The sequence below is a fragment of the Lentibacillus sediminis genome, assembly GCF_002763455.1.
GTDB classification, from domain to species: Bacteria; Bacillota; Bacilli; order Bacillales; family Amphibacillaceae; genus Lentibacillus_D; species Lentibacillus_D sediminis_A.
In genome coordinates, this window is the sequence record NZ_NIXK01000007.1 from 179,193 (window position 1) to 200,552 (window position 21,360).

Genomic DNA, 21,360 nt, shown 5'->3' on the forward strand with positions numbered 1-21,360 from the left:
TCTTCCTTTTCTGGTTAAAATTCCATACCTTATCCATACCCGAATTCTGGATGAATATTCCTCCAGATATATACGAGTCAAATGAGAGAAGGTTTCAAAATTGCTGGAATGAGGGAAACCGTGCCTCTATGGAGATACGGCTTTGTCATCGACCTATTTGGTTGTATTGTATATATCCTGCCATTCCGCTTGTTGATCCTTCCAGACGTGTTGCCTGTTCAGTAATTTAAAATACTCGACTCGAGTAACATGATAAAAAGCCAAGCTTACTGTAATTCCAATAATAACGACAATAAAGCCAACCATAAACCACAGGATAAAAAGGGCGAATAATCCCATCAGGGACCGTTTATGCCCTTTTGTCAATTGAAAACTCCGCCGGATGCTTCGGAACATCCCCACTTTTGGCTGTTCATAAAGAATATACATAGCCTGGGACAATCCCAAAAACATCCATACACAAAGAGCGAAAAGGAGCAAAACAGTCACAAACCCATAATCAATGAAAATGGCAGGTCCATTTATCATTAGGGACAAAATCAAGATCCCGCCGACAATCCCGATAAAATACATAAGTAATCCAATCACACCAGTAACAATAAACCCTTTATATAAAAGGCTCGGGTGTTTAAAACTGTACAAAAAAGGCCGGAAAAAGCGTTTCTCTTCGTTTGTGATACCATAAACATAATCAATAATAGCAAATACCAAAATACTATTAACAAAGGAACCTGGGATAATCCGAATAAAATCAGCGGTTGAGAAGGAAAAAAGACTTGCTGACAGTCCATCCTCTCCAAAATGTACCGACGACATATATACGTTCCCTAGAAAGAACATTCCAACATAACATAGAAGAATAAAAATGACTGAGCTAATCCAATTTCCCTTAAGAATTCTGAGTGCTGCTTTCTCTGCTGTTCGAACCATAGATCCTCCTTGGAAATTTTAGTAAACACCAGCTATCATAAACTCTTTGTATCTTATGTACCAACATAAAGACTGCCAAGGCTCTCTAGACAGTTATAACTATGCCGTAATTTTTCTTAATCCTTTTGTTTATTTTTCCATTTATTCCTTAATCAATTCTCTTAACATGGAGGTTTGCTCTGCTGATATTTCATATATTCTAGGATCACTATTGGAGTCTTTACCACGAATAAAATAACTTTTTTCACCTTCATTACTTAACTGCAAACCAATTACTCCTCTATCATTGCTTGCATATTTAAATTTTATGCTAAAGTTAGATGTAGGTACCACACTAATATCCTCTACCTGAACTCTATTAACATTGTATACAGCTTCTTCAAATTCTTCATTTAATGTTGTAACAATGCTTCCGCTATCAATTTCATAAATAGAAACGTCTTTCACACTTCTTCCTTCTATTATATTACTTGGTTTGTTTTGGCATCCTACCAAAACAATTAAAGGTATGATCATAAGTAAAATAATTTTGAGTTTCATTTGGATTCAGCCTCGCTAATCCATTTGTGAATTAATATCCTCTAACTTTAACTTAATAGAAATTCCGTATATATAACTCCCCTGCTAAAATAATAATGAGGATTATAAGCCCAATTATTAACGCAATCCCATTTACAATTAAAGAAACTATTCCTAATATATTTCCTTTATCCTTTATGCTTAAAACACCGAATACACATCCAAATAAAAGAATTAGCAATGACCAAAAAGAAGTGATATATACTATAATCCCTATCACTGCACATAACACTGATAAATATTTATACATCATGCCACTCTCCTAACATTTCACCTCAATTTCTTTAACCCTTGTAATCTATTTCCAATATTGGAAAGCTTTAATTCCAATTAGGAGTAATCATTCGAAGGTGTAAATGAAATCCGCTTTGACACCTTATTGCTAAGGATTATTTCATTATTTGAGGGGGCTCCCTGTTTATTTTATCTGTTATACAGAATACCAGTGATAGATTGGACGTACAATAGACATTCTAACAGTAATGCTTTTGAGTGTTTTAGTTTAGAGGAAAACCACTCTTAGTGAACCAGAAAACGCCACCAAAAAAGTAACCCAATTTAAGATTTTTTATGTTAGGATGGTAAAATCCGGTTACATTATTATCAAATAAATTATATACAAATCGAAAGGAGGACTTTTCATGATTGAACTTCTATGGGGGAACTCTATATTAACAGCAGGGCTGCTAGCGTATTGTCTCGGATTATTCCAAGTAAGTGTGTACATTATCAAAAAATATAAGGGCAATAGCATTTCAGATTTTCACATTTTCATAATAACGTATCAACGCACCCTTTTGATAACAGATAAAAAGTTAGCATCCACTTCTATACCTTGTAGTAGTAATAGGGATATTTCTTTGCATGGTAATTACCGGGCAAACTTTACCGGAGGATCCAACTTTGCACAGGCCATTGTCCTATCATTTAATGAGTTGAGTGGTGCTTCATCTTTATCGTTTCCGCTTTTCTGTTACAAAAAGAAGGGGGCAGTGTCCTTACACTGTGGAAAAAGGGTTCTTTACTGTGTTTATTAACCGGGGCTGTGTTTGGGGTATTATATTTAATGATATTGTTTTTCTATTAGCTCTTATTTCATTGTTAATTTGTGGATTAAACTTTTATTCAATAGTAATTAAAATTAACAAGGCCAAATCTTAGATGGCTTCAATTTTAATTAGTCCTATTTAACTGATTTGTACTATAGGATATTATGAATTTAGCATCAGGAATTTACTATCTAAATTTCTAGTTGCTCCAGCACTTCACCTTAGTATCCCTTCAAGTTCATTACGCGTTTCACTCACCCTCCAATATGCAACCAATTCGCTGCGAGTCCTCATCATATTTAGCATCTCGTTTATGTCATCACCCAACTGGGAATCATGCAAAACATAATTTCATCAATTTCGTCTACTACTTCCTCAATTGACCATGGAACATTACCGGCTAAGACCAGCGTTCCAGTCAGAGTTCCGTTTAACCTCCAATTGAAATATCGTATTCATATTCCGGATTAGCTAGCATTAAATAAAGAACTTTCATCTGTAAAAACAGAATCCGGTCTGCCATAAAAAACCCCTCTATTCAGTTATTCAGCTTTAATCTGTTACTAAATAAAGGGATTTTTATTTGTACTATATCAACCACATTAAAAAGTTTTATTGCAAATGGAACACAATAATATACCTAACGACTAACAACATTGTGATACAAATTAACGTTGTTTTAAAAAATTTATTATGTATTTTATAATCTAGAATCGCTTGAACGACTATTAACATAAAAAACAACCCAGCCAAACAATAAACAGTAGTATTACTGAGATTGAAAATAGCCGAAATAAACAAGACTGCAGGGCCGAACATTAATTTTGTAATAAAAATATATTCCTGTAATTTGGTATATAGTTCTCTCTTCATCCACCATTAAATACAACTCAAAGCTAAATCAACTACATTTAAGCATATTATTGCAAAAGGGACGCAATAATACTCATAAAGACTATCAATATTGCTGTTTCAATTAAATTTGCTTTCAAAAATTTATTATGTAATTTAAAATCTATAATCGCTTGTGCAACTATTAATATAAACAACAATCCACCCAAACAGTAAATAATGGTAATACTAGGGTTGAAAATAGCCCAAATAAGCAAAATTACAAGACCAAACAGAAATTTTGTAGTAAAAATATATTTCTGTAATTTTGTATATATATTACTTTCTTCCTCCAACATTAAAAACCCCTCCAAATATAAGCCAAATATATGGTAATATGAATTATGCATAAATACTTTGAAAATTATCTAATAATGTGTGACTGTCAAGGTTCGATCTCATTTCAATAGTTAATCAATAAATGAAAAAAATCCATTTCTGATGGAGTTGAAGCGCATAGAGAAATAAACGACAGAAAGGATTCTTCTATTGAAAATTTACCACAAATGACGTTAGATTTCAATTTTTGGTTTTGATTTTGGTTTTCGCAAATTCATTTATATTGTATACTTGCCTAATAGTATCTAGTGCTATATCTTGGAAAAAGACCGTTTTCTTACCAGTAACTTCTTTACCCTTTGATTTTTTTCTATACCTTTCCATCATGAATAGAGAAAAAGCGGTAATTCGGTAGCTGTTTCTCTATAAATCTCCTATTGTTATGCAAAGAAAAGACACGAACCAGTCAGATATGATTTTACTGCTGGTTCGTGCTTTTTATATGGGTAATAAGAAGTCTAGCTTCTTATTTAGAAGGAAAAACCTTACACATTCTCATTTGGGTCACATATATTTCTATTATCTTGTAATTTTAACGGCATCCGAATAATATACCTGTCCTGTATTATTATTCGTTGTTTTGTACATTATCTGTCCCAAATAATGTGCATGGTCGGTCCAGTGATCCCAATAATCACTATCCGGATCTACTAAGTGTTTATACTCACACACCTCATAGTCACCGGCTGGTCCAATAATCGATTCATCACTACCAATTGCATCATTTAAACTAAGACCAACAATAGTATAACCAATTACTTCAGTTGTTTTTTCATTATTTCTTACCCAAGGTATAGACCGCGCTAATCCTCGTGCCACAAAACCTTGGACCGAAGCAATCCCTAATAGGGCCAGAGCTATCCCAGCTACTGTGTCATTAAAAGCAGCTTCTCGTATTTCTTCAGCTTCTGCGTGACTAACATTTTGAGTCCAACAAGTAATTTCAGGAGGCTGATGCCCTGGAATTTGAGAAGTTCCATGAACCCCACCTACCATAGGTGGTTCAGGTGTTTGCTCATAAAAGGAATTCTCCACCTGTGTTTTAAAATCATCAAATACACTTAAAAGATTGGCAGGACAGTTTTTTCCACTCCAATAATTATGCGTTACCACATTAGATAAAGGAATACTGTAATCAGCCATCAGTTGTCGAACCAATGCAGCTGCATTGCGCCTGGTTTGTGCGAAGTTCCCATCTCTGTTCACACACAACTCAATGCCAATACTGTTATAATTACCTTCATAGTCTCCAGCATGATATCCTACTTCGTAAATTGGAAGATGCTGATAAATAATTTGTCCATCATCCACAGTATAATGCCATGATACTGCTCTATCAGTCGTCTTAACATACTGTGCATGCATAGCAGCATCTGCTCCAAAGTCTGTATTGGCAGTTTCATGAATAGTAATATGAGTCGGGAAACCTTTTTCCATCATTAAACCAACTCGGTTAGCTCTCGTTATAGGGATAAAATCTTGCCTAATAACAAGATCACCAATATTACCACCACCAACCAAGCCATCTGAACCGCCTGGATTACTAGGAGTACTGCCACCGCCGCTGTTATTTCCACTTAATCCAAGTGACGCTAATGTTTCTGGACCGGCAATACCATCTACCGTCAAACCATGGATGGTTTGATAACGACGCACTGCATCCTCTGTATCTGGACCAAACACACCGTCCACACCATTATTGGGAGCATTGATGTCCGGATAGAAATTATTATCTACCAGCGCTTGCTGCAATTCTCTTACAGCAGGACCGGAGTCTCCGCGGCTCAGTACGCCATCTCCATAACCACCGGACCCGCCTGTTTCTCCACTGAGACCGAGAGAGGCGAGTGTTTCTGGACCGGCAATACCATCTACCGTTAAACCATGAATCGTTTGATAGCGACGCACCGCATCCTCTGTATCTGGACCAAACACGCCATCTACCCCGTTATCCGGTGCATCAATATCCGGGTAGAAATTATTATCTACCAATGCTTGCTGGAGTTCCCGTACAGCTGGGCCTGAGTCTCCTCGGCTTAAGACGTTATCTCCATAGTCGCCAGAGCCGCCAGTTCCACCTCCCAAAGTAATGCCCAGAGAGGCTAGTGTTGCCGGACCTGCAATACCGTCGACAGTTAAGCCATGAATTGTTTGATAGCGACGAACAGCATCCTCTGTAGCCAGGCCAAATACTCCGTCTACGCCATTATCCGGCGAATCAATCTCGGGATAAAAATTATTATCTACTAATGCCTGCTGCAATCTCCGCACATCTTCACCGGTATCCCCTACAGTCAAATAACCCTTACTGCTGCCTCCAGTGGACGTATCATCCGTAAGCCCTAAAGAAGCGAAAGTCGCAGCACCTGCGATTCCATCCACGTACAATCCATGTACGGACTGATAACGGCGAACGGCATCTTCTGTAGCTGGGCCATAATACCCATCAATCCCATAATCGGGAGCATTAACATCCGGGTAAAAATTGTTAGCCACCAATGCTTCCTGCAGTTCTCTTACATTTTCTCCCTGCATATAAGGACTAGTTAAACGTAAAACTCTTCGTGCACTCATTCCTTCAGCTCCTTAATGTTTTGTAATGTCTTTCTACCTTCTAAAGAGGTATAACTCAGTTGAAAATCAACCGTGTTCCAAAATTTCCTGAATTTCTTCCTGTGTGCTTTATTATGCTTGCACCATTGTCATCCCTCCTTGTTTTGCCTTACACCCCCTAAAGAGGTATTCATGTGATAAAAATCAACCATAGAAAGAAAAAAATTCAAAGTTGATTTTTTCCGTATTCATCTCTCTTTAGGAAACAAGGGGGGAATAAATAATGGAACACGCTAATGATATTGCCATGCTGCTAGGTAACTTCGGCTTCCCTATTCTTGTTTCTGTCTATCTTCTTGTTCGATTTGAACAAAAGATTGGCGAGCTTACAGAGAAGGTTAATTCCATGGCAAGAATAGTAGAACAGAAAATGAATAACAGATAGGGGCCTACAAAGGTTAAAGCAAATTGCTTTAACCTTTTTTGTTTTGCAATAGAAATTAATTTTATAGATGCCTTTACAAATACTAGGATAGCCATTAAAATAGAATACACATTCCCGAATATGTGTTCTATAAAATTTGTAAGGAGGGTTCTACGATGGGGATTACCATGCATCAGAGTACAGCCATTTCAGACTACTTTGACTGCAGCTATCGTGTTTTGAATAATCCAGTTATCAGCCGCTTTTTATCCTCTAAAAAAAATGTGGCGCTAATATTGCAGGCAAAAGAGGAGGAGAGTATTGAATGCAAAAGAAAACTGGATCAAGCATTTAGAGATCATTTCTACAAAGTCAGAATAATCAACTACGTAGCCAATGTTATCCATTACTATACGATCGAAATTAAAAACAGGTATGAACGTTTTCATAAGCGGAATGTATCAATTTTAGACGAAGAAGCCTCATCCGATAATGAGGAAAGCATGCCACTGATGGACTTGCTTACGGAAAGCGACACTCACAAACCGGAGGAAGTATTGGAAACTTCTCTCATTGCATCTATCGAGGATGAAAACCTGCACGGCGCACTATCCACTCTGCCAGCCAAACAAATGAAAGTGTTAGAAATGATATATGTAGAAGGAAAAGAGAATAAGGAAGCAGCAAAGTACTTTGGACAAAGTGAACAGAATATCTCTAAGCTTCATAAGCGGGCGTTATTATCATTAAAGGAGCAATTATGGGGGCAGCCTAATGAAACACAGTGAGGACTTTTATCAGCAACTGTTGCAGCATTTCCAGCCAAAGATAAATAAGCGTATTTCTTCCATACCTGAAAAGTATCAGGAAGATGTGAAACAGGACTTGATGGAGAAGATTGTAAAATCGATTGATAACGTTGACTATGACGATGTGCCGGGATTGCATGAATTCGTAAAAGAAGAGAAAGAAAAGCTGGAGCAAGAAGATAAAGGCGAGTAGTGTAGAGATAAGAAAGATAACAAATTACTTCTGTAGCATAAACAACTCCCAACCAAATCGCAGCCAGTCAAATGGTACCAATCCAATATCTCATCTGATTAAAGCCTGATCTTTTTTTATTAGATCAGGCTCTTCTTTTATTAAAGGGGAGTTTTAAGACGGATTATGTTCATGGCAAAAACTTCTCTTAACGCATGAAGCTCTTAGATAACTGAAGCTTCAAACCTTTCCCAAGGGGAGTGTAAACTGAACTGTGTAAGTAAGAGAGCGTACGGCTCTTACTTCGCAGTTCAGTTTTTTATTGTTACAATTAAAATAATTCAAACGGGAGGTTATTCTATTGGCCAAGCCAAAACGAGATTCCAAATCTGTTGATCTAGCGAACCGAATCATTGAGGAATATCAACCGGAGTCTGTAGAAGACATGCAGAATGCCCTTAGGGATATTTTCGGACCGATGTTTGAAACGATGCTTAAGGGTGAAATGAATCACCATTTAGGTTATGAATCAAATGACAAAAATGAAAAGGATACAAAAAACAGACGAAACGGATACGGTAATAAAACAGTAAAGACCAGTTCAGGTGAAGTAGGTATTGAGGTGCCTCGAGATCGTGATGGCTCCTTTGATCCAAAACTCATACCAAAGCGCCAGAAGGACGTTTCTGCGATTGAAGATAAAGTGATATCCATGTACGCCCGTGGGATGTCCCAACGCGATATTTCTTCGACGGTGGAGGATATTTACGGTTTTTCGGTTTCCCATGAAATGATCTCTGACATTACGGACAGTATACTTCCGGAGTTGGAAGAATGGCAGACAAGACCGCTGAGTAACTGTTATCCATTTGTGTTTGTAGACTGCATGTACACAACGATCCGCAATCAATATGAGACGAAGAAATATGCCGTCTATACCATTCTTGGCTACACGTTAGAAGGCTCTAAGGACATTCTGGGATTATGGCTGAATGAAACGGAGAGTAAGCATAAATGGATGCAAATATTTGATGAAATCAAAGCGAGAGGGGTGGAAGACATTTTCTTTATCTCCATGGATGGCGTGAGTGGCTTAGAGGAAGGAGCACGTTCTATTTTCCCTGACGTGATCAACCAACGTTGTATCGTTCACTTGATTCGAAACTCCGTTAAATATGTACCAAGCAAGGATTACAAACCATTCACACAAGCGATAAGGAAAGTATATGCAGCACCAAGCCTTAAGGCTTGCCATAGTGCATTCGACTCCTTTAAGCAGCAATGGTCTGCCTATCCAGGAGCGATTGATGTTTGGACAAGAAACTTTCATCACGTCGAGCAGCTCTTCGACTACGGCAGTGCGATTCGTAAAATTATGTACACCACAAATGCGGTCGAGAGTATTCACTCCAGCTTTAGAAAGGTAACCAAAAAAGGGGCATTCCCCAACGAAAACGCCCTTTTAAAAGTATTATATTTACGTGTGACGGAACTTGAGAAAAAATGGGAAGGGGGCCATATCCAAAACTGGGCAATGGTTATGAACCAACTCCTCCTCCATGATACGCTTAAAAATAGGGTTTTAAAATATCTTGAGTAAATTTTAACTTACACACTTTATTTGACAAACCCTTCCCAAGTTATACAGCAAGAACGTCCTGATATTCCGGGTGCTTTTCCAAATAGCTTTTCGCAAAGGAGCATAAAGCAATGATCTTTTTATCTTCCTCCCTGGCTATATTTACTACTTGAGAGATAAGCTGGCCGGCAACCCCTTCCCCGCGTAATTCGTCCGATACATAGGTGTGTTCAATCACGAGGTTTTTTTCTTCCGATTGACTAAAGATGATCTCCGCTAAAGGGTTTGCCTCATCTTCTCCTGCGTAATATTTCCCTTTCCCTTGCTTAATCGTAACCATAATCAACTTCCCTTTCTTGATATTATTTCTATTCATCTTTACCCAATTGCGCGTATTCCTATTCACCGATATATTCTATAAAAAAACACGAATCCACACTAGGGCAGAACCCAGCTGAATTCGTGCTTCTCTTTTTAATAAAATTTTTATAACGAAACATTCACTGACGTTCCACTCCCTAATACTTCATCTGTCTCTGCGTTCTTTGGAATTGGTACTATATCAATCGTCATGTTGCTAATCTGTTCAGAAGGCGGGTGACTTTCATTCAGCATGTATACCAATGTAACATTTTTTGGTGTCGTGCTCGTATAATCACCGTTCGTCCTGCCACTGAACATATCATGTGCGATTAGCTGATGGCCATTTACGTTGATTGTCGTCCCCGCGAAATAGAACATAATGGGAAGCTCACTTGTGTTTTGCAATGTCGCATTCATTTTCAAAAACCGCACCTCATCGCCTGCAATCCCGGCTACATGCTCAGCTGTCACATCCCCGCTGACAAGGCTGACATTTTCAATCTGAATGTTTATAGGCCCGGCATTTACCGTGCCTGGAGTTGCAGCCTTTTCAATTGTAAAAACGCCTATATCGTTTTCCACTGTTTGACCGGGACTGCCATCGACCGCAAACTGTCCTTGTGAATAGCGGTTAAGGTTTTCTGTCGGCTCTTCGCTTTCTTTCTCAGAAGCTTTTGGTTCCGTATTTTTCTCTGGAACAGTTTTTTCTTCAGGCTTACTTTCCGGTTTTTCTTCCTCGACAGGTTCCTCTTTGGCAGGCTCATCGGTTTCCGGTTCGCTCACTGGTTCTTCCTCAACAGGAACTTCCGCCGGCTCGCTTGCTGGTCCTGTTTCCTCGACAGGCGCTTCTGCCGTTTCTTCCTCCGTCACTTCTTTTGACGTTTCTGCTGTATCTTGCTCAGCTTTATCTGCTTCCTTGGCTTTTTCCTCTTCTTCTTGCTCCTCAACGGTGATTTCCTCTTTTTCCCGTTCTTCCTTCTGGCTCACTTCTGTTTTTGCTGCGACAGCGCTTTCCTTTTCGGCGACTACTTCCTCTGTGCCCTGCTCGCTTGTCCCACAAGCCGACAATGCAATCACAGAAAAGAGAGCCCCCGCTGCTAACCATCTATACAATCTGCTTCCCCCTTATATCTTATCTATCTTTCTTTAAGAATAGCAGAGGCTTATTGAGAGAACAATAGAATTTCAGCTTTTTTTAGGGATTGGTTTGTGTGTAATATTTTGGTAATATGAATATGAAAATACATACAATAACACGAATTTTAATAGAACGCAGGGTGAGGAAACTGGGTGAAATTGTTTTACTCGTAATCGCTTATTTATTCGGGTGCATAAATGGGGCTTATTATATAGGAAGATTCCGGTCCAATCAGGACATTAGAGAGCATGGCAGTTCCAATGCCGGTGCGAGGAATGCAGGGAGAGTCTTCGGCCGGTCGGCGTTTGTTTACACGGTTGTTATCGATGCATTAAAAACGGTCCTTCCGCTTTTAGTCGCTATTCATTTTCTGGATGTTCCCACACTGCTGGCAGGAATGACTGCGATTGCTGTTTTACTTGGTCATCTTTGGCCGGTTCAGCTAAAGTTCCGGGGTGGCAAGGGCGTTGTGGTCTATCTGGCCACCGCTTTGGTTCTTGCGACCTTAACCTTACTGGCAGTCGGCATAACGGTGCTAATCGGGCGAATGATCAAACGAAATTTCAGCCTCATTGGTTTGATTGCTTTGGCAACGATTCCAGTAACACTGCTAATCTTGAAAGCGTTTCTCCTGGCAGGTATTTTCTTGATCATGCTCATCATTGTCTTATTGGCACACAGAGAGGGGAAGTAAGATGAATTATTCCACAACTTTTACATATAAAATTGCAGATAGTCAGGACGAGATGGATCAAATCTACCGTTTAAACTATGAAACGTTTGTCGAGGAGATTCCGCAGCATCAGACGAATGAGGAAGGAATGCTGATTGACCGGTTTCATGAAGAGAATATTTATGTAATCGCAAAACGGGGCGACGAGGTTGTTGGCATGATTGCTGTGAGGGGGAAAAGACCATTTTCTCTGGATCAGAAGCTTGATAATCTTGATGACTATTTGTCAGAGACGGACACCCCCTGTGAAATAAGACTGCTCTCGATTAAACCGGACTACCGGGGTGGACGGATTTTCTATGGGTTGTGTGAAAAGCTTGTTTCCCATTGTTTGGAAAAAGAATATACCGTTGCGCTGATTTCCGGAACACCAAGGCAGACAAAGCTGTATAGGCATGTTGGCTTTCAACCATTCGGTCCGCTTGTCGGAACAGAAGAAGCTCCTTATCAGCCAATGTACATCACAAAGCAGCAATTTGAAGCCTCCTCGAAGGTTTTCCAAAAGCTGATTCAGCGGGAAGAAAAAGCTTTTTGCCCCTATTTACTCCCAGGACCGGTGCCGATAAGCGGCGAGGTAAAGAAAGCTTGGCAGCAGCCAGCGATTTCCCACCGCTCCGCTGACTTTCATCACACGATGCAAGCTGCGAAGGATAAATTGTGTGCATTAACCAAAGCCAATCATGCTGAGATCGTTGTCGGAACCGGAACGCTGGCGAATGACATGGTCGCGGCACAGCTATCTACTTTCACAGGAAAAGGGTTAATTTTAACAAACGGGGAATTCGGCGAGCGTTTAATTGGTCATGCCAATCGCTTTGGCCTCAGGTTTGACCAACTGGAAAAACCATGGAATACACCGATCACCCTTGAGGAAGTGGATCATGTTTTAGCAGCCAATCCGGATATCACCTGGCTTTGGACCGTGCATTGTGAGACATCCACGGGGTATGTTTACCCATTACAGCAGTTAAAAGAAATTTCCCAGAAGCATCAGGTGCATATCTGTGTCGATGCAGCCAGCAGCGTTGGCGTGATTCCAATTGATTTATCGGATGTTTATTTAGCAACGACGGTCAGCGGCAAGGGGCTGGCTTCCTTTCCGGGACTTGCGATTGTCTTTCATGAGCAGGAAATTTCACCAAACAAGCACCTTCCCAGCAGCTTGGATGTCGGGGTATACCAGAAAACGGGCAGCGTTCCCTTCACTCATTCGTCCAATGGTTTATCTGCTTTGAAGACCGCCTTGGATAACCCCTGTTCTTTCAAAGGAGAACTGGCTGAATCGGTGTGTCAGGCTTTAGCTGATGCGGGGATGGATGTTTTAAGAGGAAAAGGTTATTCTCCCGGCGTTATTTCCGTCCAATTGCCGGCCCATGTATCATCGAGGGAATTTGGCGATCAATTGAAATCCTCTGGTGTATTTGTCAGCTATGAAAGTGACTATCTGGTAAAGAGAAACTGGTTCCAAGTTGCTTTGATGGGAGAACAGGAAAGGAAAAAAGTAATGAAGTCCATTCGTATCATTACGGAGCAATTTCAACAGATGGAGCAAGGAGCTGGCATCGGATGAGAAAACTGACCGCCTTTTTATCTGACCATATGATCCCTGCTGCCGCCCTGTTGTTATGGTTGAAAACTGTGATCGTTACGTTTATTGGATTTGATTTACCAGTTGGTTCCTGGTGGGGTGTGATGCTGGTCATTCTCGCCCCAATCGGAATCATCATGCTGTTTTTGGGCTGCAGTTTCTTTTTCGGGAAGCGGGTTCGTCCAATTGCAGTCTTCATTATCCTCGTGTTGTGCACAGGGCTTTTATACGGCAATTTACTTTATTACCGTTTCTATATAGACTTTGTTACGGTCTCTGTTCTTCTGCAATTTGATAATGTTGGCGGTCTCGGGGCCAGCACGGCGGAATTAATTTCCCCTTTTGATGTATTGCTTTTTATCGATGTCATTTTGCTTGGCTGGATTGCTTTTTCGGCTAAAAGGGGCAAGCGGACAGTGGCGAAACCAAACACGAGGAAATATGGGTTAACCAGTATCGCACTCATTGCTTTAACGATTGGCTTGGGATCTATTGCCAACCCACATGCCCTGCTCACCGGATATGACCGGGAGCAACAGGTCGCATCGTTCGGGCTGTTTAATTATCAGCTGCTTAATATGGCTCACAGTATAAAGTCGCCAATGGAGAAAGTAATGGCTGACCCATCAGACACACAAAAAGTGAGTCAGTATATGGAAGAGAGGGAGCCGGAGAACAGTAAAGTGTTTGGCCTGGCTGAGGGCAAAAATGTGGTCATGGTCAGTATGGAATCGACCCAGAATTTCGTCATTAATCAAACCGTCAACGGGGAAGAAATTACGCCATTTTTAAATGATTTGATTCATGAGAGCTTCTATTTCCCTAACATCTATGACCAGACGGCTCAGGGTAAAACATCGGATACGGAATTTATGGTTGATACCGGGCTATACCCGCTATCGAGTGGCTCGGTGTTTGTGCGCAGACCGGAAAATGAGTTCAACTCCCTCCCCCATATTTTGAACGAGGACTCCGGTTATACCGCAGCTTCGTTTCACGGGAATGACCGGGAGTTCTGGAACAGGGAGGAAATGTATCAGTCACTCGGCTATGAAGAATTTTTTTCAAAAGCTGATTATCATGTGACCGCAGAGAATTCCGTGAATTACGGCATCAAAGACATCCCTTTTTTTGAACAATCGATGGATAAACTTACTGGGCTGAACGAACCGTATATGGCCAAATTTATCACACTGACCAACCATTTCCCTTTCCTGCTGGAGGAAGAGGATCAACTGATTGAACCAGCTGACACCAGGGTTGGTGTGGTGGATCGATATGTGACGACAGTGCGCTACCAGGACGCGGCACTGAAGCGGTTTTTTGACATGGTAAAGGAAGCGGGCATGTATGAGGGTACGATCTTCGTGTTATATGGCGATCATTATGGAATCTCCGAGCAGTACGAAGCAGGTGTTCATGAGCTGCTTGAGCAGGAAGATACTCTGCTGAACCATATCAAACTGCAGCAGGTTCCCTTGATTATCCATATCCCAGGTCAGGAAGGCCGTATCATTAATACAGCGGGAGGACAAATCGACATCCAGGCGACACTGCTTCATTTGCTGGGCATATCCACTGATGACAGGGTGTCGTTCAGCCATGATTTGTTCACTCGAGATCCTGAAGAACCGGTAGTTTTCAGGGATGGAAGCATGATTACGGATGACTATATGTACTTTAATCATACTTGTTATGACAGAGATGCGGGAGAGACGGTAGAAAGCGAACATTGTGCGCCGTATCAGGAGAAAGCTAGGGAAGAACTGGAGATGTCGGATAAGATTATATTGGGGGATTTGTTAAGGTTTATGGAGTAGTCGTGCAAATTAAAGCCAGTCAACCCTTCGTTGACTGGCTTTAATTTATTTTAATTTCACATACTGCTTGGCAATATCTCGAAATAGCTCTATTTCCTGCTGAGAATGGAAATATCTTTTCGGCAAAACAATGACCTTGTTTCTGGAAACATAGAGGCGAAACATTTTCTTGTGTTCATAGGCTGAAAAAATATCAGACCAATTAATTTCAGTTGTGGAATTAATGGTTTTCTGATGAATTCTTTCTTCATTAATGGTGAAAGTCACTTCATTTTGCGCCTGCTTATCGCTTTCAAATTCCCTGCGCAGCCTCCGCTTCCTTAAGAGTATGCTGCCAAGCGTCGCAGGTCCGGCAAAAATAAATGCAATTGCTAAAGCGCCTGCTACGGTGAGGAGGTCAATAATTAGCAAACTCAAGTTTGTATTTTCATATAGATAAAGTGTAAGTATAAAGAATGAGTGGCTATACGATATTACGAGTAGAATGATCAGAAATACAAGCAACAAGTTGAGAACAGAGCTTAAGATGAAAAACCTCTTTAAATGATAGTAATTATTCCACTTGAATTCGTTGAATGTCAGTGTGCCGCTTAGGGTGATTTTGTTATGTTCACTGATGATGATGGCCTCCTGTTATAGACTTCATCGGCAATCATACTATGATTATTGGTGAGTTACAATAGATACTCTACAATCAAAAAAGCAAGCTTACATTTCTTTCCGAGATTTTCTATCAGATTATATTTGGGCAAGGCCATAGACAGGAAGGAGACACTTGAACAGATCACCTCCTTCCCCTTCTTTGATTCTAACTAAAAAGTTAGTTCTCCATAATAGTTACGAATAAAACAGTGACAACAAAAATAACGGCCATTCCTCCTAGTAACTTCACAAACCCTCTTTTCGTCATCTTCTTCTCTTCATCCACATCTTTCCGGATAAGCAGGTAGAGGCCAGCGTACCCGGCAATAAGCAAAATTATGGAAATGTACGGCTGCATCCAAATCCCCTTTCTCTAATAGATTCGGGCTAAAACCACCCAGGAAATAAATACAGTGCTAATCATTAAAGCAGTCAACATGTTTATGGCTGCCATTGCGGACAGATGGACCACATCAAATTGAATTAAACCTGTAAAAACCTGTGAGTAAATTAAGAACGCAAAGAAGGAGATAAACATTCCCTTTTGACGAATGAACTTCATCCTTTCGTCTTTTTGATTGGATTGGGGAAATAAGTAACTTAAACAGAAAGACATGACGGCCATAGCAAATATTATATAGATCTGCGGCACAGGAGCACTATTGGCCATAATCGCAACAACAGCATATAAGATCCCCATCAGCAAAAACAACACGCCCATTACAATAAACGCTAATCGATTGTACATAATCATCGCTCCTCGTTTTCTTCTAATAGGAAAATGTCTTCCACATATGCATCGAATATTTTTCCAATTTGCAAGGCAAGTGGAAGCGAAGGATTATACCTTCCCTTCTCAATTGAGATAATTGTTTGCCTGGAAACGCCCAGCTCTTTAGCTAATCGTTCTTGAGAGTAACTTTTACGATCACGAAATTCTTTAAGGTTATTTTTCAGTTGAGACACTTCCCTCATGAGTTACATTCATTATAAATGTCAAGCACACTTAACGTCAAGCATGCTTTGCATTTTACATAAAAAAAGAAACTGCAGTCGTTATCGCAGTTTCTTTCACCTAGAAATTATTGCAGCCGAATCAAATTCCCCGCTGGGTCTTCCACGAAATAATCCACTCCATCTTTGCTCACTTGATTTCCGGCCTGCTCCAATCTTGCAATGACCTCTTCTCTTTCAGCCACACTAGGAAACTTCAAACTGTACCAATTTAGCCCAGCACTGTTCTTGGCTGGGGCAGGCGCACCTTCTCCATTCCAAATATTCAACCCGAGATGGTGATGGTAGCTGGCGGTAGACATGAATAGCGCGCCAGGATAGTTAGTGGCGACTTGGAAGTTCAACGTCCGGTAAAATGTCTCCGTCTCGGGCAGGCTGGCAACATGCAGGTGGATATGTCCAATCACTGTATCGCTAGGCAGCCCGCTCCACTCCGCGTTGACTTCTTTAATCAGATCATCTGCATCAAGTGGTTCTGTGTTCATGAAAACCTGGTCACCCGACCATTTCCACTGCTCGGAGGAACGATCATGATATACCTCAATGCCATTGCCGTCCTCATCGTTCAAGTATAATGCCTCACTCACATGATGGTCAGATGCGCCTAACCGGACGCCTTTTTGAACGACATGCCGCAAGAAATTCGCCAAATCTGCGCGTGTCGGGAGCAGAATGGCAAAATGAAACAAGCCGGTCTTCCTCTCCTCTTTTGCCTGAATACCTTCAGGCTGTTCTAGCGTTAATAAGGGAGTTTTGCCATCGGCGGTCAGGATTGCCTTTCTGTCCGTTTGCTCCAAGACACGGAAACCGATAATATTTTGGTAAAACACCACGGATCTCTCCAGGTTTGTTACTTTCAAGCTGAGCTCATTTACGTAGGTTGCTGGGGGTTGAAAAAATTTCTCTTCCATTATATAGTCACCTTTCTCGTTTGTTTTATTGTAAAAAGAAACTTGGTTACTTTATGTAAGTATATTGGATGTGGGTGTGTTTGTCAATGTGGATCATTGGGTGAGCAGTTTTTTTAACTGTGCCTTGTGCGCCCGGCTCCAATTGGACAAGCTCTCAAGCCGTTTCCACTCAAAAAAGTTCTTCCCTTTCTCCTGGTTTTCTATTATACTTAATCTCGTGCTTCACGTGGTTCGAAACCATCCCACGCAAAAAAACTAAGGGAGAGATTTTATTATGAAAACACGTACGCTGGTGGTAAACAGTGTGTTGGCGGCACTGTATGTCGCTGTGTCCGCGGTTATCCAGCCAATTGGATTTTCCAGCATTCAATTCCGGATTCCGGAGATGTTCAACCATCTCGTGGTATTCAATAAGAAATTCTTTTTCGGGATCATCTTCGGGGTTTTCCTGACGAATTTATTATTCTCGCCGATGCGACTATATGATATCGTCTTCGGTGTGGGACATTCAGCCATTTCTTTAGGACTCATCATTTTGCTGGCAAAATACATCAAAAATATCTGGGTGTTGCTTGTCGCCAATACGATCATCTTTTCATTTAATATGTTTATCATTGCATTCGAATTGAAACTGGCATTAGGATTTCCATTTCTGTTGACTTGGCAGACCACAGCCATTGGCGAGCTGGTTGTCATGGCAATCGGGATCCCAATTATATTTGCATTGAATAAACAGGTGAAATTTAACCAGATGCTATAATAGAGAAATGTCACCATCGCTGTCTCGAGCGATGGTGACATTTCTTATTGATTGAAAAAATCAACCGTATTCTGCCAGGCGCTTGATCTTTTCCTTCGCTTCCGCAGCAAACTCCACGGATGCCTCATAGTATTTTTCTCCGTCCGGCAAAATGGAAAAATCGCCGATCTCAATCGTCAGTCTGGTGCCAGCTTCTTCCTGCTGGAGTTTGTACGTATAGGCAATATCCTCCGGTGCCGGGGTTACGTCCCAAGTTGAAACATAGAGTGAAATTTGTAACTCTCTTCCCTCGTCCGCCTTCGTGACTGTCGTTTTGCTTACTTCCCCATTCGGCAAGTCCCAGGCAACTTCGCTTCCCACAGTCATATCTTCTTCCGGGTAGTCCTCCGGCAGCTCGTCCCACTGATTAACATACTCGGGCTTCACCAGTACTCTCCATACATGGTCCGGCCGCGACTGGATAAATATTTCGTCACGAACTATCAATGATTGACTCATTCTATTTTGTTCCTCCATTCTATTTGGTTATAATAGAATGATACAACAATTACGGAAACAATGGAAAGGATGCGAGAGGAATGATCGTCAGGGAACGAGCGGATGCGTTCGTCATGATAGAGCAGGACGACCATGCCAAGGTGTCGGGAGAACTGATCAAACAATGGAATCATGATAACTTCCTTGGTTCAGAGTGGAGAAAATCGGTGGAATATGCTGTGGACCAGCATGATATTGGATGGAAGCCGTTTGACCAGCAGCCATTTTGGAATGATGAAGAACAGGCTCCCTACACATTTGCCAACTTCCCCACCCTGCCGAAAATTGTGCTCTATACATACGGCATCGACGTGGTGGAAAAGGAAGATCCCTATGCGGCACTTTTATGCAGTGAACATTACAAACGGTTTTTGCTGAACAATACGTCCGAGGAGGCACAGGCTTTTGTCCAACAGGAAGAGGCGCGCCAGCAGCGGCTTATCAGCAGTCTCGATGATTTCAACAAACGTTTGTTTAACTTTCATTATGCGATGGTTCAGCTTGGCGATAATCTTTCTTTATATTTATGTCTGAATGAACCTGGCGCGAAAAAAGAGGAAGAGCATCCCTTTTTCCGTGAAGGCATTCCTATTCCCACGGCAGTCGAAGAATTTAACCAGGAAAAAATCCAGCTTTGGTGGGAAGATGATCGGACGGTTATGGTTGAGGAGTACCCTCTTGATCGGCCTGTAACTGTCAAACTCCGGCAGAGGGTCGTTTCGAGAGCAGCTATTAGGGATGCGGGACTGATCAGCAGTTATGAAGAGGCTGAGGTAGAGGATGTGTTAGTGGAGATTCGAGGTGTGCGGGGGTGACTTGAGGTTTGGTCGCTCTATTTGGACGTTTACCCGCCCGAGTTGGAGGTGTGCTCGCCCGAGTTGTGTCGGTGACCGCCCGATTTGGCGGGAGGCTCGCCCGACTTGCGATGGTGGTCGCTCGATTTGAACTGTTACTCGCCCGTTTCCAGTTTCACTCGCCCGATCCGATGCCAGCTCACTCGATTTTAAGCACCTCCCCCACCGCAATCCCATACCAAGGAGGAAATCACTATGCCCAAAAAGCCTACCATCCAGCAGCCAAGGCTTCCTGACTACCTGCCTGAGGTATCATTTCATATAGCGGATGAGCCTTTCTTTAGCAATTGCTTAATCAAGGACTGCCTGATTACTGGGGAGGAGATTCAGCGTCTACGGCTGGAGCAGGTAAAGTTTCAGAACGTACAATTTGAGGAGGTTTCTTTCCAGGATATCGAGCTGACGGATGTTGTATTTGAACAATGCGACCTGTCCAATGCTGATTTCAGCGGCGGGATTATTCACCGTGTGGCATTTCGCCATTCAAAAATGCTGGGCATTGATCTGTCGGAAGCCACGCTGGGGAATGTTTTGTTTACCAGCTGTCTTGCCAATATGAGTTCCTTTGGGTTCTCCCGGATGAAGCAGGTTCAGTTTTCCTCCACGTCTCTGGAAAACAGTGATTTTTACGAATGCAAATTTAAAAATGTACAATTCACAGACTGTGATCTGAATGAAACGAATTTCGCCAACACTCCGCTGGCGGGCGTTGACCTGAGTGACAGTCGGTTCGAGCAACTGCAGGCCTCCGCCGACGATCTGGAAGGATGCATTGTTTCTTCTGAGCAAGCTATCGGTTTTGCCAGACTGCTTGGGCTGCGAATTAAAGAATGGGAGGAATAAACCATCATTCACCCGCTTGCAGCAAGTACCTTTTTTCCCTGCCCTCATATTCAACAATTAAAATGTCTGTTCTTCCCTTTGGAGCGAAAATCTCTGCACCAACCGGTAACTGGTTGGCCATCCCCTGTTGAATTTCCCCTGCTTTTTCCCCTTTTGTTAACTTTTCATCCTCTATCCAATCCGCTCCTGTTTTATATACACGGCCATTTAACTCAAAGTAGTCTGCATCAGGGTCCAATGTTAGCACTTGGTTTTTATCCAAAAGACCCCCTTCATTTTGCCCCGGTATACCTGAACACCCAACGAATAATAGGGACATCATAACCAGCAGAAAAACTGAGAAACGCATATTCACCTTGCTCCTTTGTTAAATATCCGTTCGATTGTCAGTCCCTCACTCTACCTCCAAACCAAACGTTTCCACCTGATCACCCCACTCCACCGTCACAGTCACTTCTGTGTCTTCCCTCGTGAACGCGCAGCCGCCGCACGAGCCGTCACCTCTCCACACCCCGTGTTCATTTAACGTTGCCCCGGTTCCACTGGAGCTGCCGACTGCTTCCCATTTATATTCAAATTGATCCACTGAATCTGCATCTCCCCTGTACTGCAGAAGATATTCTTCCTCCTGCCAATCCTCACCGTGATGGGTCACCTTCATTTCCGCAGACCAGTTTTCGCCTTCCCCTGAAAAATCAATGGTGTTTTGCCCGCAACCAGTCAAAATCACTACGATCAGCAAATAAAAAAGCAAAGATCTCTTACGCATCCGACTTCACCCCCTGTCATTTTCTAATATAATTTTTTAATTATTTTTATTTTACCATAAATA

Annotated in this window: 25 protein-coding genes and 1 riboswitch; of the genes, 11 read left to right on the forward strand and 14 right to left on the reverse strand. The window is 41.6% G+C overall.

The window, feature by feature from the left end:
- Positions 1–153 precede the first annotated feature (153 nt).
- Together CEG13_RS13190 and CEG13_RS13195 are read right to left on the reverse strand one after the other, a co-directional pair.
- Positions 154–930, reverse strand: a complete 777-nt coding sequence (locus tag CEG13_RS13190) for a DUF975 family protein (RefSeq protein WP_100012355.1) — start codon at positions 928–930, stop codon at positions 154–156.
- A gap of 141 nt (positions 931–1,071) precedes the next feature.
- Positions 1,072–1,470: a hypothetical protein gene (locus CEG13_RS13195; protein WP_100012356.1), complete on the reverse strand. Its 399-nt coding sequence runs from the start codon at positions 1,468–1,470 to the stop codon at positions 1,072–1,074.
- 680 nt (positions 1,471–2,150) lie between these two features.
- Between CEG13_RS13195 and CEG13_RS13205 the strand changes: the two genes are divergently transcribed.
- Complete coding sequence (locus CEG13_RS13205) at positions 2,151–2,546, forward strand: hypothetical protein (RefSeq protein ID WP_100012358.1); 396 nt, start codon at positions 2,151–2,153, stop codon at positions 2,544–2,546.
- A 932-nt stretch (positions 2,547–3,478) separates the two neighbouring features.
- On the opposite strand, the gene CEG13_RS13215 is transcribed toward CEG13_RS13205, so the two are convergent.
- Together CEG13_RS13215 and CEG13_RS13220 are read right to left on the reverse strand one after the other, a co-directional pair.
- Positions 3,479–3,748 carry a hypothetical protein gene (locus CEG13_RS13215; RefSeq protein ID WP_100012360.1) on the reverse strand — a complete coding sequence of 90 codons (270 nt, stop codon included), beginning with the start codon at positions 3,746–3,748 and terminating at the stop codon, positions 3,479–3,481.
- Positions 3,749–4,307: 559 nt separating this feature from the next.
- The gene (locus CEG13_RS13220; RefSeq protein ID WP_100012361.1) at positions 4,308–6,362 is read right to left on the reverse strand and encodes a peptidoglycan recognition protein family protein; all 2,055 of its coding nucleotides are present in this window, start codon (positions 6,360–6,362) and stop codon (positions 4,308–4,310) included.
- Positions 6,363–6,624: 262 nt separating this feature from the next.
- On the opposite strand from CEG13_RS13220, the gene CEG13_RS13225 reads away from it, so the two are divergent.
- From CEG13_RS13225 to CEG13_RS13240, 4 genes are all read left to right on the forward strand, one after another.
- Positions 6,625–6,786 carry a YvrJ family protein gene (locus tag CEG13_RS13225; RefSeq protein ID WP_100012362.1) on the forward strand — a complete coding sequence of 54 codons (162 nt, stop codon included), beginning with the start codon at positions 6,625–6,627 and terminating at the stop codon, positions 6,784–6,786.
- A gap of 155 nt (positions 6,787–6,941) precedes the next feature.
- A complete protein-coding gene (locus CEG13_RS13230; RefSeq protein ID WP_100012363.1) occupies positions 6,942–7,553 on the forward strand; it encodes a sigma-70 family RNA polymerase sigma factor in 612 nt (203 codons plus the stop codon).
- A complete protein-coding gene (locus tag CEG13_RS13235) occupies positions 7,540–7,767 on the forward strand; it encodes a hypothetical protein (RefSeq protein WP_100012364.1) in 228 nt (75 codons plus the stop codon). Before CEG13_RS13230 ends, CEG13_RS13235 begins: the two co-directional genes overlap by 14 nt.
- Before the next feature lie 340 nt (positions 7,768–8,107).
- On the forward strand, positions 8,108–9,346 hold the full coding sequence (locus CEG13_RS13240; protein WP_100012365.1) for an IS256 family transposase: 1,239 nt from the start codon (positions 8,108–8,110) through the stop codon (positions 9,344–9,346).
- Between the two features lie 40 nt (positions 9,347–9,386).
- Here the strand turns inward: CEG13_RS13240 and CEG13_RS13245 are convergent, their stop codons facing one another.
- Together CEG13_RS13245 and CEG13_RS13250 are read right to left on the reverse strand one after the other, a co-directional pair.
- Positions 9,387–9,665 (reverse strand): GNAT family N-acetyltransferase, encoded by a 279-nt coding sequence (locus tag CEG13_RS13245; RefSeq protein WP_100012366.1) that lies wholly within the window; start codon positions 9,663–9,665, stop codon positions 9,387–9,389.
- Positions 9,666–9,811: 146 nt separating this feature from the next.
- Positions 9,812–10,801 carry a hypothetical protein gene (locus CEG13_RS13250; protein WP_100012367.1) on the reverse strand — a complete coding sequence of 330 codons (990 nt, stop codon included), beginning with the start codon at positions 10,799–10,801 and terminating at the stop codon, positions 9,812–9,814.
- Between the two features lie 122 nt (positions 10,802–10,923).
- Between CEG13_RS13250 and CEG13_RS13255 the strand changes: the two genes are divergently transcribed.
- Genes CEG13_RS13255 through CEG13_RS13265 form a run of 3 tightly spaced genes read left to right on the forward strand, consistent with a single transcriptional unit; the run spans position 10,924 to position 14,967 of the window.
- The gene (locus CEG13_RS13255) at positions 10,924–11,520 is read left to right on the forward strand and encodes a glycerol-3-phosphate acyltransferase (protein ID WP_239984644.1); all 597 of its coding nucleotides are present in this window, start codon (positions 10,924–10,926) and stop codon (positions 11,518–11,520) included.
- Position 11,521: 1 nt separating this feature from the next.
- Positions 11,522–13,129, forward strand: coding sequence for an aminotransferase class V-fold PLP-dependent enzyme (locus CEG13_RS13260; protein WP_100012368.1), 1,608 nt, complete (start codon positions 11,522–11,524; stop codon positions 13,127–13,129).
- Positions 13,126–14,967 (forward strand): LTA synthase family protein, encoded by a 1,842-nt coding sequence (locus CEG13_RS13265; RefSeq protein ID WP_100012369.1) that lies wholly within the window; start codon positions 13,126–13,128, stop codon positions 14,965–14,967. The genes CEG13_RS13260 and CEG13_RS13265 overlap by 4 nt, the downstream gene beginning before the upstream one ends.
- A gap of 45 nt (positions 14,968–15,012) precedes the next feature.
- Here CEG13_RS13265 and CEG13_RS18795 read toward each other — a convergent pair whose 3' ends face one another.
- The 5 genes from CEG13_RS18795 to CEG13_RS13290 form a co-directional block, all read right to left on the reverse strand.
- Complete coding sequence (locus CEG13_RS18795) at positions 15,013–15,384, reverse strand: YcxB family protein (protein WP_158234693.1); 372 nt, start codon at positions 15,382–15,384, stop codon at positions 15,013–15,015.
- A gap of 403 nt (positions 15,385–15,787) precedes the next feature.
- Positions 15,788–15,967, reverse strand: coding sequence for a DUF3976 domain-containing protein (locus CEG13_RS13275; protein WP_100012371.1), 180 nt, complete (start codon positions 15,965–15,967; stop codon positions 15,788–15,790).
- Between the two features lie 15 nt (positions 15,968–15,982).
- Positions 15,983–16,357 carry a permease gene (locus CEG13_RS13280; protein WP_239984645.1) on the reverse strand — a complete coding sequence of 125 codons (375 nt, stop codon included), beginning with the start codon at positions 16,355–16,357 and terminating at the stop codon, positions 15,983–15,985.
- Between the two features lie 2 nt (positions 16,358–16,359).
- Positions 16,360–16,566: a helix-turn-helix transcriptional regulator gene (locus CEG13_RS13285; RefSeq protein ID WP_100012439.1), complete on the reverse strand. Its 207-nt coding sequence runs from the start codon at positions 16,564–16,566 to the stop codon at positions 16,360–16,362.
- Between the two features lie 125 nt (positions 16,567–16,691).
- Positions 16,692–17,534, reverse strand: coding sequence for a VOC family protein (locus CEG13_RS13290; RefSeq protein WP_100012372.1), 843 nt, complete (start codon positions 17,532–17,534; stop codon positions 16,692–16,694).
- Between the two features lie 220 nt (positions 17,535–17,754).
- Positions 17,755–17,799, forward strand: a riboswitch (PreQ1 riboswitch).
- Positions 17,800–17,808: 9 nt separating this feature from the next.
- On the opposite strand from CEG13_RS13290, the gene CEG13_RS13295 reads away from it, so the two are divergent.
- A complete protein-coding gene (locus tag CEG13_RS13295) occupies positions 17,809–18,294 on the forward strand; it encodes a QueT transporter family protein (RefSeq protein WP_100012373.1) in 486 nt (161 codons plus the stop codon).
- A gap of 60 nt (positions 18,295–18,354) precedes the next feature.
- Here the strand turns inward: CEG13_RS13295 and CEG13_RS13300 are convergent, their stop codons facing one another.
- The gene (locus CEG13_RS13300) at positions 18,355–18,792 is read right to left on the reverse strand and encodes an SRPBCC domain-containing protein (protein ID WP_100012374.1); all 438 of its coding nucleotides are present in this window, start codon (positions 18,790–18,792) and stop codon (positions 18,355–18,357) included.
- An 80-nt stretch (positions 18,793–18,872) separates the two neighbouring features.
- Between CEG13_RS13300 and CEG13_RS13305 the strand changes: the two genes are divergently transcribed.
- Positions 18,873–19,646, forward strand: coding sequence for a DUF3891 family protein (locus tag CEG13_RS13305; protein ID WP_100012375.1), 774 nt, complete (start codon positions 18,873–18,875; stop codon positions 19,644–19,646).
- A 234-nt stretch (positions 19,647–19,880) separates the two neighbouring features.
- Complete coding sequence (locus CEG13_RS13310) at positions 19,881–20,528, forward strand: pentapeptide repeat-containing protein (RefSeq protein ID WP_100012376.1); 648 nt, start codon at positions 19,881–19,883, stop codon at positions 20,526–20,528.
- Between the two features lie 4 nt (positions 20,529–20,532).
- Here the strand turns inward: CEG13_RS13310 and CEG13_RS13315 are convergent, their stop codons facing one another.
- Positions 20,533–20,790, reverse strand: coding sequence for a hypothetical protein (locus CEG13_RS13315; protein ID WP_239984646.1), 258 nt, complete (start codon positions 20,788–20,790; stop codon positions 20,533–20,535).
- Positions 20,791–20,922: 132 nt separating this feature from the next.
- On the reverse strand, positions 20,923–21,297 hold the full coding sequence (locus CEG13_RS13320) for a hypothetical protein (RefSeq protein WP_100012378.1): 375 nt from the start codon (positions 21,295–21,297) through the stop codon (positions 20,923–20,925).
- Positions 21,298–21,360 lie beyond the last annotated feature (63 nt).